11 protein-coding genes are annotated in these 15,558 nt (G+C 66.3%); 6 read left to right on the top strand and 5 right to left on the bottom strand.

The window, feature by feature from the left end; all coding sequences use genetic code 11:
* Positions 1 to 73 precede the first annotated feature (73 nt).
* The 6 genes from AC0ZLC_RS20855 (at position 74) to AC0ZLC_RS20830 (ending at position 10,080) form a co-directional block, all read left to right on the top strand.
* Complete coding sequence (locus tag AC0ZLC_RS20855) at positions 74 to 3,973, top strand: DNA-directed RNA polymerase subunit beta' (protein ID WP_476753463.1); 3,900 nt, start codon at positions 74 to 76, stop codon at positions 3,971 to 3,973.
* 552 nt (positions 3,974 to 4,525) lie between these two features.
* Positions 4,526 to 4,897, top strand: coding sequence for a 30S ribosomal protein S12 (gene rpsL, locus AC0ZLC_RS20850; protein WP_003948652.1), 372 nt, complete (start codon positions 4,526 to 4,528; stop codon positions 4,895 to 4,897).
* Positions 4,898 to 4,899: 2 nt separating this feature from the next.
* The gene (rpsG, locus tag AC0ZLC_RS20845; RefSeq protein WP_476753462.1) at positions 4,900 to 5,370 is read left to right on the top strand and encodes a 30S ribosomal protein S7; all 471 of its coding nucleotides are present in this window, start codon (positions 4,900 to 4,902) and stop codon (positions 5,368 to 5,370) included.
* Between the two features lie 39 nt (positions 5,371 to 5,409).
* Positions 5,410 to 7,536, top strand: a complete 2,127-nt coding sequence (fusA, locus tag AC0ZLC_RS20840; protein WP_358852969.1) for an elongation factor G — start codon at positions 5,410 to 5,412, stop codon at positions 7,534 to 7,536.
* Positions 7,537 to 7,680: 144 nt separating this feature from the next.
* The gene (gene tuf / locus AC0ZLC_RS20835) at positions 7,681 to 8,874 is read left to right on the top strand and encodes an elongation factor Tu (RefSeq protein WP_358852968.1); all 1,194 of its coding nucleotides are present in this window, start codon (positions 7,681 to 7,683) and stop codon (positions 8,872 to 8,874) included.
* 822 nt (positions 8,875 to 9,696) lie between these two features.
* Positions 9,697 to 10,080, top strand: coding sequence for a DUF4333 domain-containing protein (locus tag AC0ZLC_RS20830; protein WP_476753461.1), 384 nt, complete (start codon positions 9,697 to 9,699; stop codon positions 10,078 to 10,080).
* Positions 10,081 to 10,517: 437 nt separating this feature from the next.
* Here AC0ZLC_RS20830 and AC0ZLC_RS20825 read toward each other — a convergent pair whose 3' ends face one another.
* Genes AC0ZLC_RS20825 through AC0ZLC_RS20805 form a run of 5 tightly spaced genes read right to left on the bottom strand, consistent with a single transcriptional unit; the run spans position 10,518 to position 14,884 of the window.
* Positions 10,518 to 11,819 carry a YrhB domain-containing protein gene (locus AC0ZLC_RS20825; RefSeq protein WP_476753460.1) on the bottom strand — a complete coding sequence of 434 codons (1,302 nt, stop codon included), beginning with the start codon at positions 11,817 to 11,819 and terminating at the stop codon, positions 10,518 to 10,520.
* Position 11,820: 1 nt separating this feature from the next.
* Positions 11,821 to 12,126: a YrhB domain-containing protein gene (locus tag AC0ZLC_RS20820; RefSeq protein WP_476753459.1), complete on the bottom strand. Its 306-nt coding sequence runs from the start codon at positions 12,124 to 12,126 to the stop codon at positions 11,821 to 11,823.
* Positions 12,127 to 13,869, bottom strand: a complete 1,743-nt coding sequence (locus AC0ZLC_RS20815; RefSeq protein WP_476753458.1) for a putative T7SS-secreted protein — start codon at positions 13,867 to 13,869, stop codon at positions 12,127 to 12,129.
* The gene (locus AC0ZLC_RS20810; RefSeq protein ID WP_476753457.1) at positions 13,869 to 14,528 is read right to left on the bottom strand and encodes a hypothetical protein; all 660 of its coding nucleotides are present in this window, start codon (positions 14,526 to 14,528) and stop codon (positions 13,869 to 13,871) included. The genes AC0ZLC_RS20815 and AC0ZLC_RS20810 overlap by 1 nt, the downstream gene beginning before the upstream one ends.
* Positions 14,525 to 14,884, bottom strand: a complete 360-nt coding sequence (locus AC0ZLC_RS20805) for an SseB family protein (protein ID WP_476753456.1) — start codon at positions 14,882 to 14,884, stop codon at positions 14,525 to 14,527. The genes AC0ZLC_RS20810 and AC0ZLC_RS20805 overlap by 4 nt, the downstream gene beginning before the upstream one ends.
* Between the last annotated feature and the right edge of the window lie 674 nt (positions 14,885 to 15,558).

The following is a 15,558-nucleotide window of genomic DNA, read 5'->3' as shown; positions in this document are numbered from 1 at the left end:
TGAGCCCCGGCCGGCCCCAGGACCCCCGTTTCAGACCCCTAAGACTTACAACCCTGAGAGGGATTGACGCATAGTGCTCGACGTCAACTTCTTCGATGAGCTCCGGATCGGTCTGGCAACCGCTGACGACATCCGTCAGTGGAGCCACGGCGAGGTCAAGAAGCCCGAGACCATCAACTACCGCACGCTCAAGCCCGAGAAGGACGGACTCTTCTGCGAGAAGATCTTCGGTCCGACCCGGGACTGGGAGTGCTACTGCGGCAAGTACAAGCGCGTCCGCTTCAAGGGCATCATCTGTGAGCGCTGCGGCGTCGAGGTCACTCGCGCCAAGGTGCGTCGTGAGCGGATGGGCCACATCGAGCTTGCCGCTCCCGTCACCCACATCTGGTACTTCAAGGGCGTCCCGTCGCGCCTGGGCTACCTGCTCGACCTGGCCCCGAAGGACCTCGAGAAGGTCATCTACTTCGCCGCGTACATGATCACGTACGTGGACGAGGAGCGCCGCACGCGTGACCTGCCCTCGCTGGAGGCGCACGTCTCCGTCGAGCGTCAGCAGGTCGAGAACCGTCGCGACGCCGACCTCGAGGCCCGCGCCAAGAAGCTCGAGACCGACCTGGCCGAGCTCGAGGCCGAGGGTGCGAAGGCCGACGTGCGCCGCAAGGTGCGCGAGGGCGCCGAGCGCGAGATGAAGCAGCTGCGCGACCGTGCGCAGCGCGAGATCGACCGTCTCGACGAGGTGTGGACCCGGTTCAAGAACCTCAAGGTCCAGGACCTGGAGGGCGACGAGCTCCTCTACCGCGAGCTGCGTGACCGCTTCGGCACGTACTTCGACGGTTCGATGGGTGCCGCGGCGCTGCAGAAGCGCCTGGAGTCCTTCGACCTGGACGAGGAGGCCGAGCGCCTCCGCGAGATCATCCGCACCGGCAAGGGCCAGAAGAAGACCCGTGCGCTGAAGCGGCTGAAGGTGGTGTCTGCCTTCCTGCAGACCTCCAACAGCCCCAAGGGCATGGTCCTCGACTGCGTGCCGGTCATCCCGCCGGACCTGCGTCCGATGGTGCAGCTGGACGGTGGCCGCTTCGCGACCTCCGACCTGAACGACCTGTACCGCCGCGTGATCAACCGCAACAACCGCCTGAAGCGGCTTCTCGACCTCGGCGCCCCCGAGATCATCGTGAACAACGAGAAGCGCATGCTCCAGGAGGCCGTCGACGCCCTGTTCGACAACGGTCGTCGTGGTCGCCCGGTCACCGGTCCCGGTAACCGCCCGCTGAAGTCCCTCAGCGACATGCTGAAGGGCAAGCAGGGCCGATTCCGTCAGAACCTGCTCGGCAAGCGTGTGGACTACTCCGCGCGTTCCGTCATCGTCGTCGGTCCGCAGCTGAAGCTGCACCAGTGCGGTCTGCCGAAGGCCATGGCGCTGGAGCTCTTCAAGCCGTTCGTGATGAAGCGCCTGGTCGACCTGAACCACGCGCAGAACATCAAGAGCGCCAAGCGGATGGTCGAGCGCGGCCGCACGGTCGTGTACGACGTCCTGGAAGAGGTCATCGCCGAGCACCCGGTTCTGCTGAACCGTGCGCCGACGCTGCACCGCCTCGGCATCCAGGCCTTCGAGCCGCAGCTGGTCGAGGGCAAGGCCATCCAGATCCACCCGCTCGTCTGCACCGCGTTCAACGCGGACTTCGACGGTGACCAGATGGCCGTGCACCTGCCGCTCTCCGCGGAGGCGCAGGCCGAGGCCCGCATCCTGATGCTGTCCTCGAACAACATCCTCAAGCCCGCCGACGGCCGCCCGGTCACGATGCCGACCCAGGACATGGTCCTCGGTCTGTTCTTCCTGACCACGGACGGCGAGCTGCGCGACGTCAAGGGCGAGGAGCGCTCCTTCGCGTCCGTCGCCGAGGCGATCATGGCGTTCGACGCCGGCGAGCTCTCGCTGCAGTCCCGCGTGGACATCCGCTTCCCGGTGGGCACCATCCCGCCGCGCGGCTGGACCCCGCCGGCCCGCGAGGAGGGCGAGCCCGAGTGGCAGCAGGGTGACACCTTCCGGCTGCGGACGACCCTGGGCCGCGCGCTCTTCAACGAGCTGCTGCCCGAGGACTACCCGTTCGTCGACTACGAGGTCGGCAAGAAGCAGCTCTCCGAGATCGTCAACGACCTCGCCGAGCGCTACCCCAAGGTCATCGTGGCGGCGACGCTCGACAACCTGAAGGCGGCCGGCTTCTTCTGGGCGACCCGCTCCGGCGTCACCGTCGCCATCTCCGACATCGTCGTTCCCGAGGCGAAGAAGGAGATCGTCAAGGGCTACGAGGCGCAGGACGAGAAGGTCCAGAAGCAGTACGAGCGCGGTCTGATCACCAAGGACGAGCGCACGCAGGAGCTCATCGCGATCTGGACCAAGGCGACCAACGAGGTCGCCGAGGCGATGAACGCGAACTTCCCGAAGACGAACCCCATCTTCATGATGGTCGACTCGGGTGCCCGCGGAAACATGATGCAGATGCGTCAGATCGCCGGTATGCGTGGTCTGGTGTCGAACGCCAAGAACGAGACGATCCCGCGTCCCATCAAGGCGTCCTTCCGTGAGGGCCTGTCCGTGCTGGAGTACTTCATCTCCACGCACGGTGCCCGTAAGGGTCTGGCCGACACGGCTCTGCGTACCGCCGACTCGGGTTACCTCACCCGTCGTCTGGTCGACGTCTCGCAGGACGTCATCATCCGCGAGGAGGACTGCGGCACCGACCGCGGTCTGCGCCTGGCGATCGCCGAGCGCGGCGCCGACGGCGTCCTGCGCAAGGCGGACAACGTCGAGACCAGCGTGTACGCACGTGCGCTGGCCGAGGACATCGTCGTCGACGGCGTGGTGCTGGCCCCGGCCAACACCGACCTGGGCGACGTCCTCATCGACGAGCTGGTCAAGCACGGCATCGAGGAGGTCAAGACCCGCTCGGTCCTGACCTGCGAGTCCGCCGTCGGTACCTGCGCCATGTGCTACGGCCGCTCGCTGGCCACCGGCAAGCTGGTCGACATCGGTGAGGCGGTCGGCATCATCGCCGCCCAGTCCATCGGTGAGCCCGGTACCCAGCTGACGATGCGTACCTTCCACACCGGTGGTGTGGCCGGTGACGACATCACCCAGGGTCTGCCCCGTGTCGTCGAGCTCTTCGAGGCTCGTACGCCGAAGGGTGTCGCCCCGATCTCCGAGGCGGACGGCCGTGTCCGCATCGAGGAGACGGAGAAGACCAAGAAGATCGTCATCACTCCCGACGACGGCAGCGACGAGACGGCGTTCCCGATCTCGAAGCGTGCCCGTCTGCTGGTGGGCGAGGGCGACCACGTCGGAGTGGGCCAGAAGCTCACCGTGGGTGCCACCAACCCGCACGACGTGCTGCGGATCCTCGGTCAGCGCGCGGTCCAGGTCCACCTGGTCGGCGAAGTCCAGAAGGTCTACAACTCGCAGGGTGTGTCGATCCACGACAAGCACATCGAGATCATCATCCGGCAGATGCTCCGCCGGGTGACGATCATCGAGTCCGGCGACGCGGAGCTGCTGCCGGGCGAGCTGGTCGAGCGCGGCAAGTTCGAGACCGAGAACCGTCGTGTGGTCCAGGAAGGCGGCCACCCGGCCTCCGGCCGTCCGCAGTTGATGGGTATCACCAAGGCCTCGCTCGCCACCGAGTCGTGGCTGTCGGCGGCGTCCTTCCAAGAGACGACCAGGGTTCTGACGGACGCGGCGATCAACGCCAAGTCCGACTCCCTGATCGGCCTCAAGGAGAACGTCATCATCGGTAAGCTCATCCCGGCCGGTACGGGCCTGTCCCGCTACCGCAACATCCGGGTCGAGCCGACCGAGGAGGCCAAGGCCGCGATGTACTCGGCCGTCGGCTACGACGACATCGACTACTCGCCGTTCGGCACGGGCTCCGGCCAGGCCGTCCCGCTGGAGGACTACGACTACGGTCCGTACAACCAGTAAGGCGTACGTCTGTCGGCGGGCGGCCATCCCTGCGGGGGTGGCCGCCCGCCGGCGTGTGCGGGGTGCCTGGGCGGCGCGCTGTGCGGGGGAGTGGAGCGGGCCCGCTGGGGGGCGGGGGCCGGGGTGCCGACCCGCGCGTGACGAGCGCTCGGCAGGCTGCTGGGGGCCGTGCGGTCGTCCGGTTGCACCCCCGCGTGCGTCGCGGACCTGCGGTCCCCTGGGGGGCTTCTGGGGCTGCTCAGGGCCGTACGCGGGCCGCGGCTCGGAGGTGTTGCGGCGGTGTGCCGATCGTGTGGCGACCCCGGCGTGTCCCGCGCGAGACCATTTGTTTTGACCGGAGTGGATGCGATAGGTACGCTCAGACCTGTGCCTGGGGTGTGCCCTGGCTCCCGTGCGTGCCTTCAAACCGCAAGGGGAGCCGTCAGCGGCCACCGCAATCTGCGCCCTTCTCGCCTTGCGGCGGGAGTCTGCAGTATTCGACACACCCGACCGCGTGGGTCGGTGGCGTTCCAGGTTAGCTTCACCATTCGGCACACAGAAACCGGAGAAGTAGTGCCTACGATCCAGCAGCTGGTCCGGAAGGGCCGGCAGGACAAGGTCGAGAAGAACAAGACGCCCGCACTCGAGGGTTCGCCCCAGCGTCGCGGCGTCTGCACGCGTGTGTTCACGACCACCCCGAAGAAGCCGAACTCGGCCCTGCGTAAGGTCGCGCGTGTGCGTCTGACCAGCGGGATCGAGGTCACCGCTTACATTCCGGGTGAGGGACACAACCTGCAGGAGCACTCCATCGTGCTCGTGCGCGGCGGCCGTGTGAAGGACCTGCCTGGTGTTCGTTACAAGATCATCCGCGGTTCGCTCGACACCCAGGGTGTCAAGAACCGCAAGCAGGCCCGCAGCCGCTACGGCGCCAAGAAGGAGAAGTAAGAATGCCTCGTAAGGGCCCCGCCCCGAAGCGCCCGGTCATCATCGACCCGGTCTACGGTTCTCCTCTTGTCACCTCCCTGATCAACAAGGTGCTGCTGAACGGCAAGCGCTCCACCGCCGAGCGCATCGTGTACGGCGCCATGGAGGGTCTGCGCGAGAAGACCGGCAGCGACCCGGTCATCACGCTGAAGCGCGCTCTCGAGAACATCAAGCCGACCCTCGAGGTCAAGTCCCGCCGTGTCGGCGGTGCGACGTACCAGGTTCCGATCGAGGTCAAGCCCGGTCGCGCCAACACGCTCGCGCTGCGCTGGCTGGTCGGTTACTCCCGCGCCCGTCGCGAGAAGACCATGACCGAGCGTCTGCTCAACGAGCTTCTCGACGCCTCCAACGGCCTTGGTGCCGCTGTGAAGAAGCGCGAGGACACCCACAAGATGGCCGAGTCCAACAAGGCCTTCGCGCACTACCGCTGGTAGTCGCAACCCACATCGAGACCGAGAGAAGACTGAAGCCTTATGGCTACCACTTCACTTGACCTGGCCAAGGTCCGCAACATCGGGATCATGGCCCATATCGACGCGGGCAAGACGACCACCACCGAGCGGATCCTCTTCTACACCGGCGTCAGCTACAAGATCGGTGAGGTCCACGACGGCGCTGCCACCATGGACTGGATGGAGCAGGAGCAGGAGCGTGGCATCACGATCACCTCTGCTGCGACCACCTGTCACTGGCCGCTCGAGGACAACGACTACACGATCAACATCATCGACACCCCGGGGCACGTCGACTTCACGGTCGAGGTAGAGCGCTCGCTGCGCGTCCTCGACGGTGCCGTCACGGTGTTCGACGGTGTCGCGGGTGTCGAGCCGCAGTCCGAGACGGTGTGGCGTCAGGCCGACCGTTACGGCGTGCCGCGTATCTGCTTCGTGAACAAGCTGGACCGTACCGGCGCCGAGTTCCACCGCTGTGTGGACATGATCAAGGACCGGCTCGGTGCCGTTCCGATCATCATGCAGCTGCCGATCGGTGCCGAGATGGACTTCAAGGGCGTTGTGGACCTGGTCCGCATGAAGGCGCTCGTGTGGTCCGCCGAGGCGGCGAAGGGCGAGATGTACGACGTCGTCGACATCCCCGCCACGCACGCCGAGGCTGCCGAGGAGTACCGCGGCAAGCTGGTCGAGACCGTCGCGGAGAACGACGACGAGATCATGGAGCTGTTCCTGGAGGGCCAGGAGCCCACCGAGGAGCAGCTGTACGCCGCGATCCGTCGCATTACCATCGCGTCCGGCAAGGGTGACGGCGTCACCGTCACGCCCGTGTTCTGTGGCACCGCGTTCAAGAACAAGGGCGTTCAGCCCCTGCTCGACGCGGTCGTGCGCTACCTGCCGACTCCCCTGGACGTCGAGGCCATCGAGGGCCACGACGTGAAGGACCCGGAGCTGGTCGTCAAGCGCAAGCCGTCCGAGGACGAGCCGCTGTCCGCCCTCGCGTTCAAGATCATGAGCGACCCGCACCTGGGCAAGCTCACCTTCGTCCGGGTGTACTCGGGCCGCCTGGAGTCCGGCACCGCGGTGCTGAACTCCGTCAAGGGCAAGAAGGAGCGCATCGGCAAGATCTACCGCATGCACGCGAACAAGCGTGAGGAGATCGAGTCGGTGGGCGCCGGCGACATCGTCGCCGTCATGGGCCTGAAGCAGACCACCACCGGTGAGACGCTTTCGGACGACAAGAACCCGGTCATCCTGGAGTCCATGGACTTCCCGGCGCCGGTCATTCAGGTCGCCATCGAGCCCAAGTCCAAGGGTGACCAGGAGAAGCTGGGTGTCGCCATCCAGCGTCTCGCGGAGGAGGACCCCTCCTTCCAGGTCCACTCGGACGAGGAGACCGGCCAGACCATCATCGGCGGTATGGGCGAGCTGCACCTCGAGGTGCTGGTCGACCGTATGCGCCGTGAGTTCAAGGTCGAGGCCAACGTTGGTAAGCCGCAGGTCGCCTACCGTGAGACGATCCGCAAGGCCGTCGAGCGTGTGGACTACACCCACAAGAAGCAGACCGGTGGTACCGGTCAGTTCGCCAAGGTGCAGATCGCGATCGAGCCCATCGAGGGCGGCGACGCCTCGTACGAGTTCGTGAACAAGGTGACCGGTGGTCGTATCCCGAAGGAGTACATCCCTTCGGTCGACGCCGGTGCGCAGGAGGCCATGCAGTTCGGCATCCTCGCCGGGTACGAGATGACGGGCGTCCGCGTCACGCTTCTCGACGGTGCCTACCACGAGGTCGACTCCTCGGAGCTCGCGTTCAAGATCGCCGGTTCGCAGGCCTTCAAGGAGGCCGCGCGCAAGGCCAGCCCCGTGCTGCTCGAGCCGATGATGGCCGTCGAGGTCACCACGCCCGAGGACTACATGGGTGAGGTCATCGGCGACATCAACTCCCGCCGTGGCCAGATTCAGGCCATGGAGGAGCGTGCCGGTGCGCGCGTCGTGAAGGGCCTCGTGCCCCTCTCGGAGATGTTCGGCTACGTCGGCGACCTCCGCAGCAAGACTTCGGGTCGCGCAAGCTACTCGATGCAGTTCGACTCCTACGCCGAGGTTCCCCGGAACGTCGCCGAGGAGATCATCGCGAAGGCCAAGGGCGAGTAACGCACCCCGTTTGCACGCTTTAGGCTTGACACCGACCGTCGGGGATCACCCCGGTAAGGGAGAACCCCGGCGGGCGGCATCCCAGCAAAGATCACCTGGCGCCGATGAGTAAGGCGTACCAGAACCACTCCGCAGGAGGATTCAGTGGCGAAGGCAAAGTTCGAGCGGACTAAGCCGCACGTCAACATCGGCACCATCGGTCACATTGACCACGGTAAGACGACCCTCACGGCCGCCATTACCAAGGTGCTGCACGACGCGTACCCGGACCTGAACGAGGCCTCGGCCTTCGACCAGATCGACAAGGCTCCCGAGGAGCGCCAGCGCGGTATCACCATCTCGATCGCGCACGTCGAGTACCAGACCGAGACGCGTCACTACGCCCACGTCGACTGCCCCGGTCACGCGGACTACATCAAGAACATGATCACGGGTGCGGCGCAGATGGACGGCGCCATCCTCGTGGTCGCCGCCACCGACGGCCCGATGCCGCAGACCAAGGAGCACGTGCTCCTGGCCCGCCAGGTCGGTGTTCCCTACATCGTCGTCGCCCTGAACAAGGCCGACATGGTGGACGACGAGGAGATCCTGGAGCTCGTCGAGCTCGAGGTTCGTGAGCTCCTCTCCGAGTACGAGTTCCCGGGCGACGACCTGCCGGTCGTCAAGGTCTCGGCGCTCAAGGCCCTTGAGGGCGACAAGGAGTGGGGCCAGTCCGTCCTCGACCTGATGAAGGCCGTCGACGAGAACATCCCGCAGCCCGAGCGTGACGTCGACAAGCCGTTCCTCATGCCGATCGAGGACGTCTTCACGATCACCGGTCGCGGTACGGTCGTCACCGGCCGTATCGAGCGTGGTGTCCTCAAGGTCAACGAGACCGTTGACATCGTGGGCATCAAGCAGGACAAGACCACCACCACGGTCACGGGCATCGAGATGTTCCGCAAGCTGCTCGACGAGGGCCAGGCCGGTGAGAACGTCGGTCTGCTCCTCCGTGGCATCAAGCGCGAGGACGTCGAGCGCGGCCAGGTCATCATCAAGCCGGGCTCGGTCACCCCGCACACCGAGTTCGAGGCGCAGGCCTACATCCTGTCCAAGGACGAGGGTGGCCGCCACACGCCGTTCTTCAACAACTACCGTCCGCAGTTCTACTTCCGTACGACTGACGTGACCGGTGTTGTGACCCTCCCCGAGGGCACGGAGATGGTCATGCCGGGCGACAACACTGAGATGAAGGTCGAACTCATCCAGCCCGTCGCCATGGAGGAGGGCCTCAAGTTCGCCATCCGTGAGGGTGGCCGGACCGTCGGCGCCGGCCAGGTCACCAAGATCAACAAGTAAGCACTCACTTACCTGTTGGGCTTGAACGCCTGGTAGCTCCAGCGTGAGCTCCTTGAAGGGGCCCGCACGACTTCGGTCGTGCGGGCCTCTTTGCGTTTCCTCGCGGGCTTCGGCGGGATCCTGGGTCGCAATCGCTCGCTGCGACGGGGCGAGTGTCAGCTGTCACCTCCGGCCGTTAGAGTTGCTGACGGACCGCCGGAGGGGATTCCGGCGGTCGCGTGGCCGAGTGGGATGGCGTCGCAGCGGGCCTGCCCAGCCCCTGCTGCTGGGGGCGAGCAGGACGGCGATACATGGGTACGGACGCTCAACGGCCCCGGTGGGGCCGGCGGATGGACTCGGCGATCGACGTCGATACGGCAAGTCCCGGTTTGCGCTACCGAGCTCGTACTACGACGGCAGATCGCTGGCCGGCGATCTGGATACGGTGAGCTGACTCATGGGTGTGATACGTAACCGGCTTGCCGTGGGTGCGGGGACAGCGGCTCTGGTCTTCCTGGTGGGCTGCTCCTCCGGCGAGCCTTCGTTGGAGGACGAGTCGCCAGTCCAGTGGAAGACCTGCGACGACCTGTTCGGCGCCAAGGGGATGGCGTCGATGAGGAAGATCGTCGGCTCGGAGGAACTCCGTTTCACCAGCCCCGCCGTGTCGGTGCGACAACTACAGGAGCGCCTGATTATCGGTGCCGGGGTCTGTCTCGCCGTTACCGCCGCGGTGGTGACGGCCCGGAAGCGCCGACGGCCCGCCGCAGGGTGGTCGGCACTGCACCACAGCGGAAACGGCCCTACACCCAGAGCCGGTCACCGGCCATCCCGAAGGGATCCCTGATGCCACGCCCCGTTCGTCCCCTCGCGCTCCGGAGCCTCTCCGCCGCAGCCGCAGCCGCAGGTCTGCTGCTCGTCGGGTGTTCGGCCTCGGTCGATGTGGGTGCGTCCGAGCCCGAGCTGTCCGCCGACAAGTTGTCCGCTGAGGTCGCGAAGCAGCTTGCTGTCACGACCGGGCAGCCGAGGCCTGACATCGATTGCCCTGAGGACCTGGTCGGGAAGGTCGGCACCACCACCCGTTGCAAGCTGACCGCGGGCGACGGCAGCACCTTGGGTGTGACCGTCACCGTCACGTCTGTCGATGACGAGCAGATCAAGTTCGACATCGAGGCCGACCGGACGGCTTCCCCGGCTCCGAACCGAGGGGCCGGGCCGTCCCGCCGATGATTTCCCTGCCGGGCCCGCCGCGGCGGCTCTTCGGAGGGCTTCTGCCGTCCGGCGAGCGAGCGGTGGGTGACGTGGTGGTTGCCCGCGCGGCCCGGCGACCCGGGCCCGGCGGACGTCCATCCGCTGCCACATCTTGCCGCAGCGGCATGGACGTCCCCGCCTGCGCATGCGTCCGAGGCCGACGGTGCCAAGGCTCCCCGGCAGGGCCATGCCTTTACTGCCGCCGCCCAGGGCGATGGCAGCAACGGCGTCCTCCGGATCAGCCTCGGCGTTGGTGTCGCGATGTGTCTTGGCGGGGCCGCGGTGGCCGTCACGGCCCGCAAACTCCGACGGCCCGCATCCGGATGACTGAGGTACGGCGCCAACCGCGGCAGCGCGCAGTACCGACGTACGGCGGAAACTGATCTCCGACCGGCAGGCCTCGGCTCCGGTCTGCCTCAGCGGTACCGGATCACGTGCAGCGCGCGGACGCCGGTTGGGTCGAACGACACGGGCTGGTCGGAGGAGCCGTCGAACAGCATGACCCCCGTCGCTGTAGTGAGCCCATTCAGCAGCCATCCCACGGCCTCACGGCCACGGCCGTCGGTGCGGCGGACCCAGATCAGGGCGCGAGACCCCACCGGCAATGCAGAGAGTTCACCGACTGCCGACTGCCAGTCGTCGTGGTCCGAGGTCGACAGGACGGGCCCGAGTTCGGCGAGTGTCGGCTCGAACCAGCGGGCACGGCCGGGCGCCGGCGTCGGCGGGAACGGTCCAGTGCCCGGAGTTCCGCCGGCATCCCAGAGGGCCAGCCAGTTCCATGGATCGGAATTCGGCAGACCAAAGGGGGGGGCCGTGTCCTTGGGAACGACCAGCGTCGCGTCCAACATGGTGTCCTGCCAATGGCCCTCCCGCAGGTGCCGCCGGGTGTCGCAGGAGAACACCCAGCCTCGACGGGTCTCGTCCTCCGCCTGGGGCGCTACTAGCTCGACCTGGCCTCCGTACGTGCTCTCCAGCCACAGCCGGCCCTTTGCCAGCGCCGAGTCGAAGTCGTAGGCCTCTCGTTCCCAGGGCCGACGCCGCTGGCTGATCCCCTGTGGAGTGGCCCGGACGAACACGAGCTCGCGCACGTACTGGGTATCGAGTCGGGCAAGTGACGAAGTCAGGCCATCGAGGAAGACGACCTGGCCCTTGTTGTTGTGGGCATAGACCAGGTTGCCCGTCGCTTCCTGGCCGTTGATCTCACGACGTACCCATACGAGGCCCCGGGTGTCGGGCCCGGTCTCATCGACCGCCTTGACGATCTCGTCCCAGCTGCCGGCGCGTGTCCGCTCGAACTCCGGGAAGTACCTCCGGACGAGCCTGCTCCACCAGCCCGGAGCCTCGTCCGACGGCTGCCAGGCCAGAGGGGACGACGGACTCTTGTTGATCGCCGAATGCAGGGCGACGACACAACCGCGCGCATTGATCCGCCGCGCCTGGTTCTCTACGCGGGCGATGGCCGCATCGAGCGAGGAGGCCGCTTCCAGATCGCCGAGAGGGTCGCTGGGCGACGGGTGGAAGGGGGAGCTGTTGTCTTTGGGGAGTACGACCGATGCAGCAAGCATGGGTGTCTGCGGGTAGCCCGGCTGTTGCACGGTCCGGCACCCCATGAGCCAGGCGGTTGCCGACTCGTGCACCGGCTGGGCATCAGCCAGTTCGACGAGACCCCGGTAAGTGTGCTGGAGCCATTCCGTGGCCTGCCGTTCGGGGCTGGGCATGTCAGTGCCCCTTCTTGGGGGGCCAGTTTCCTGCGGCCTGGAGAGTCATGTATTCCGCTGCCGCAGGGAATGTCGGGGCGAAGTGGACAGTGGTGCCGTCATGCGGCACGACGACAACAGAGGTGAACGGAGCCTGCGCAGGGTCCCCCGTCTCGATGTGTTCCTTGAAATCGAAGCGAATGGTCCAGCCGTATGGAAATTCGATCGCCGTTTCCGGGAGTACTACTACGGAATTGGTCCTGTCCGGAAAGGCGAGGTTCTTCAAGAAGCCAGTGGCCGCGGCCACTGCTTCATTCTTGGTCAGCATCTAGGGAACTCCATTGCGATACGGGATGTGTCCGATGGAAGAGACGTTCTTCTCCAGCATGCCCAGTGTCCCGCTCTGGCCGTCCAGGAAGACAACGCCGTGGGGAGTGTTCACAGCGTTGAAGACATGGGCCGTGCCGTCCGGGCGGGAGATGTAGACAGCGCTTCGAGAGCCCTGACCCCGCCCCTGCAGATCACGGATGATGTCGTCGTATCCGTTCACCATGTCATAGTGGCCTTTTGCTCTGTCCTTCATGCCGAGCTGCTCCGGTGGAATGTGGTCGCCGGCCTGCCTGGGGGCGGCGCTCACGTCGATGCCGTCCAGTCGGCGGTCCACTGTGACAGTGTTGTGGCTGCAGTTCAGCGTATATCCGGGCTGCCCGGTGTTGTTCACGTCCTTCAGCCAGGGATACTCGGCGTCCAGGAACTCCTGTGCCTGTTTCGGATCCACCGAGTCGTAGTGAATTGCCTTCTCTTTGACATGCTGGGTGCTGCGAGCCAGGTCGCTCCAGCTCGACGGTGCGGCTCCGGTCGCCTCGTCGCCGTATTTGAGGCCCTTCGACGCAGTGGCTTCCACCCCCTCCTTCAGGCCGAGGCGTATGCCACTGCGGGCGAGGCCTGCCCCCTTCGTTCCGATGGCCTCCGGAATGAGACGGCCGAAAAATTCGGAAGGGTCCTTCTTGAATCCCTCCACCGCCGCCTGGACGGCCCGTTCGGGATGTGCGGCTGTGGACACCAACCCGGTCAGCGTCATGTTGACGTTCTGGAGGTACTCGGCGGGATGGGTCAGGTTGTAGGGATCGGTGGGGTTGAGTCCGCGGACGAAGTTGACGAGGCCTGCGCCGCCTTTGAGGGCGCCGCCGACGACATGGGTGAGTTCCACGTCGATGGCCTGGTAGCCGTCGATGAGGTTGCCCCCGAGGCGGTCGAGAGGCGGTGGTTCGGCGGGAGCGTGTTCCAATGCTGCTTTGATCTTGCCCTGAGCGATCGCGGCTGCCGTGTTGCGCTGCTGCCGGGCCTCGGCAAGCTTCTCCCGGGCCGCCTGGATGTCGGCCCTGCCTGGATCCTTGAAGGGTTCGGGCACCGGCCCCGGATCCTGGTCGGCTCTGACCTTCGCGTTGTACGCGTCGATGCGCTTGTTGTACGCGCGCACGGCCTCTTCAGAGGCCTTCTTGCCCTTCTTGTACAGGTCAATGGCGTCCTTGGCCTGCCCCTGAGCCCACTTGACGGTATCGGCGTAACCGTCAAGGGCGCTTGCCGCCGTCACGCAGGCGTCCGACACCCGGAGCCACTTCGTGGGGTGCAGCTCGAACTTCTGGCGAAAGGTGTCACCCCCTTCGCCCCGCCAGTGCGAGGAGTCGAGTTTCCGCATCCCCTGGCCGACCTTGTCGAAGGCTCCGTGGAAGTCTCTGAGGTGTTGCGCACTCGCACGGATCTTGGCGGGTTTGCCGTGGAGCAGCTCGTCCGGATCCTCAGTCTGACCGAGTTGCTGCTCGCCCGGGGTCGCACCGAGATCGGACGCGAGGTCGTCGCCCCAGTCCTCGACAGCGTCGGCGGCACCATGCAGGCCGACCTTGTCCAGGCCGTCCCCTACCTTGTCGGTGCCCCAGTCGACGCCCACCCCGACGAGCCGCTTGCCCTCGTCGACGCCGTCCTCGATGGCGCCCAAGCCGTCGTTGACACCATCTTTGATGTCGCGGCCCAGGCCTTTGAGGTCATTGCCTATGTCGCCGAAGACGCCCATCAGCCTTCACCATTGCCCTGTTGCTGCTGAGCCGCCGCGGCGCGTTCCTCCGGAGACGGGCCGAAGGTGTCATCCAGCGTCCGGTCGTACTCGGCATCGGATACGCCGAAGCTGCTGTGCAGGTTTGCGGGGTTGAGTCCCACCGGTCCGATGGTGCGCGAAGTCATCACATCGCGGCTCGCGTCCTTCCAGCCCTGTTTGATGTTCTCCCCGGCCAGGTCGAACGACTCCTGGCTGTAGTCGGCACCGCCGAAAGCGCCGGATGTCGCGATGTCGCCCCAGCCCTGTCGGGTGACCTCCTCCTCGGAGGCGTAGGGGTTGCCGATCGCGGCGTTGGCGACAACCTTGAAACTGCCCTCGACGTACTGCTCGGTCTCGTAGTACGTGCCGGCGGACAGGCCGGTCTTCACCGCGAACCCGTTGCCTTCATTGATGAGGGAGCGGACGCCCCATTCCCAGCGCTCGCAGAACGAGGTGAAGACGCCGACCAGCCCTTCGTGGCCCAGTTCCATTCCGGAGAGGGACACGTCCCCGAAGCCGCGACCGGCGCCGGCCTCACCGACCATGCCCAGCTCCTTCAGCTCACCGAGCGCGTCGGTCAAACCCTTGGCGATCAGACCGAGACCCTGTGCCCTGAGGTCCTTGCCCTCGTCGCTCATCGGTTCTCCCTCCCGGACCCATCGACAGCGGCCTCGACGGGCACAATCCCCAGCACCGGCGGGAAGACCGCACCGCCGTCAGGTCCGTCCGCACAGTCCAGCGCCACGCCGCACGCCGTTCCGGCCGCTGGTACGGCCACATCCAGCAGGCGCGAGCCGAGGACGGTCTGAAAGGCCCACTCACGGTGGGACTCTTCACGGGCCAGGGCGTAACGCGCCAGAGCCTGCTCGTCCGAAAAGGCAAGGATGAAGCGGACGCCATTGAGGTCGGCGGTCAGCATGCCGCGCTCATCATCGGGCCCCTGGCCCTCACCCAGGGGCACCAGGACCGGTGTTCGCCGGAATTCGTCCAGCAACGTGGCGTACCTGAGACGCCGCTCGACGAGCAGTGGGTCTTCACCGGGAGGATGCGGCTCGCCCGGCGTCGGCGCGGCGGGAGGAACGAGCACTGGGGCTTCCGGAGGGGCAGCCTCGGGTCTCTCCCCTCGTCGGCTGCCCGCGTCAGGGAATCCCCTCGGCGTTCCGGCCATTTCCGCGTATGCGGCGAGACTCGACCTGCGGACGCCGGTCTGCGGCGGTTCTGTCGCCCTGCCCCCGTGCTCAGACATGCGGCACATCATCACAAGTGCAAGCGGAGCAACGCAACGTCCTCCACGGACAGTTGCGCTTCCGGTGCGAGTACCGGCAGGAGGTGGCGATGATCTTGCAGGGGTTCTGTGCGGAAGTACGACGAGAGGACCTGTCGACGCCCCGTACCCGCAGCCGCGCTCACCGCCCCGTGAACCTCGTCACGCAGCAAGGAGTCGCTGTGTGCGGCGAGGTCTCAGCGGTTGCCTGAGCCCGGCAGGGTTTGACCTGCGTCACCTTCGGGGTAAAGTCCTCGGCTCGATTGGCCAGCGACATGCCCCGTATGGCAGACTAGCGGGGTTGCTCGGTCGAGTGCCGATGCTGCGCGCCTCCCGCCGGGAGGACCGGAAGCGAGTCCCACAGTACTCGTCGCCCCAACTGCCGTAAGGCAGCGCTGGAGCGG

The sequence above is a fragment of the Streptomyces sp. GLSS-08 genome (assembly GCF_056387915.1).
Note: the sequence above shows the minus strand (reverse complement) of the source record. Positions and strands in the feature narration are given on the sequence as shown.

What these genes read in the sequence shown, in the direction of transcription:
- AC0ZLC_RS20810 (WP_476753457.1), bottom strand. Translation starts at nt 14,528, where the DNA reads ATGAGCGACGAGGGCAAGGACCTCAGGGCACAGGGTCTCGGTCTGATC.
- AC0ZLC_RS20830 (WP_476753461.1), top strand. Translation starts at nt 9,697, where the DNA reads ATGCCACGCCCCGTTCGTCCCCTCGCGCTCCGGAGCCTCTCCGCCGCA.
- fusA (WP_358852969.1), top strand. Translation starts at nt 5,410, where the DNA reads ATGGCTACCACTTCACTTGACCTGGCCAAGGTCCGCAACATCGGGATC.
- AC0ZLC_RS20820 (WP_476753459.1), bottom strand. Translation starts at nt 12,126, where the DNA reads ATGCTGACCAAGAATGAAGCAGTGGCCGCGGCCACTGGCTTCTTGAAG.
- rpsG (WP_476753462.1), top strand. Translation starts at nt 4,900, where the DNA reads ATGCCTCGTAAGGGCCCCGCCCCGAAGCGCCCGGTCATCATCGACCCG.
- AC0ZLC_RS20825 (WP_476753460.1), bottom strand. Translation starts at nt 11,819, where the DNA reads ATGCCCAGCCCCGAACGGCAGGCCACGGAATGGCTCCAGCACACTTAC.
- AC0ZLC_RS20815 (WP_476753458.1), bottom strand. Translation starts at nt 13,869, where the DNA reads ATGGGCGTCTTCGGCGACATAGGCAATGACCTCAAAGGCCTGGGCCGC.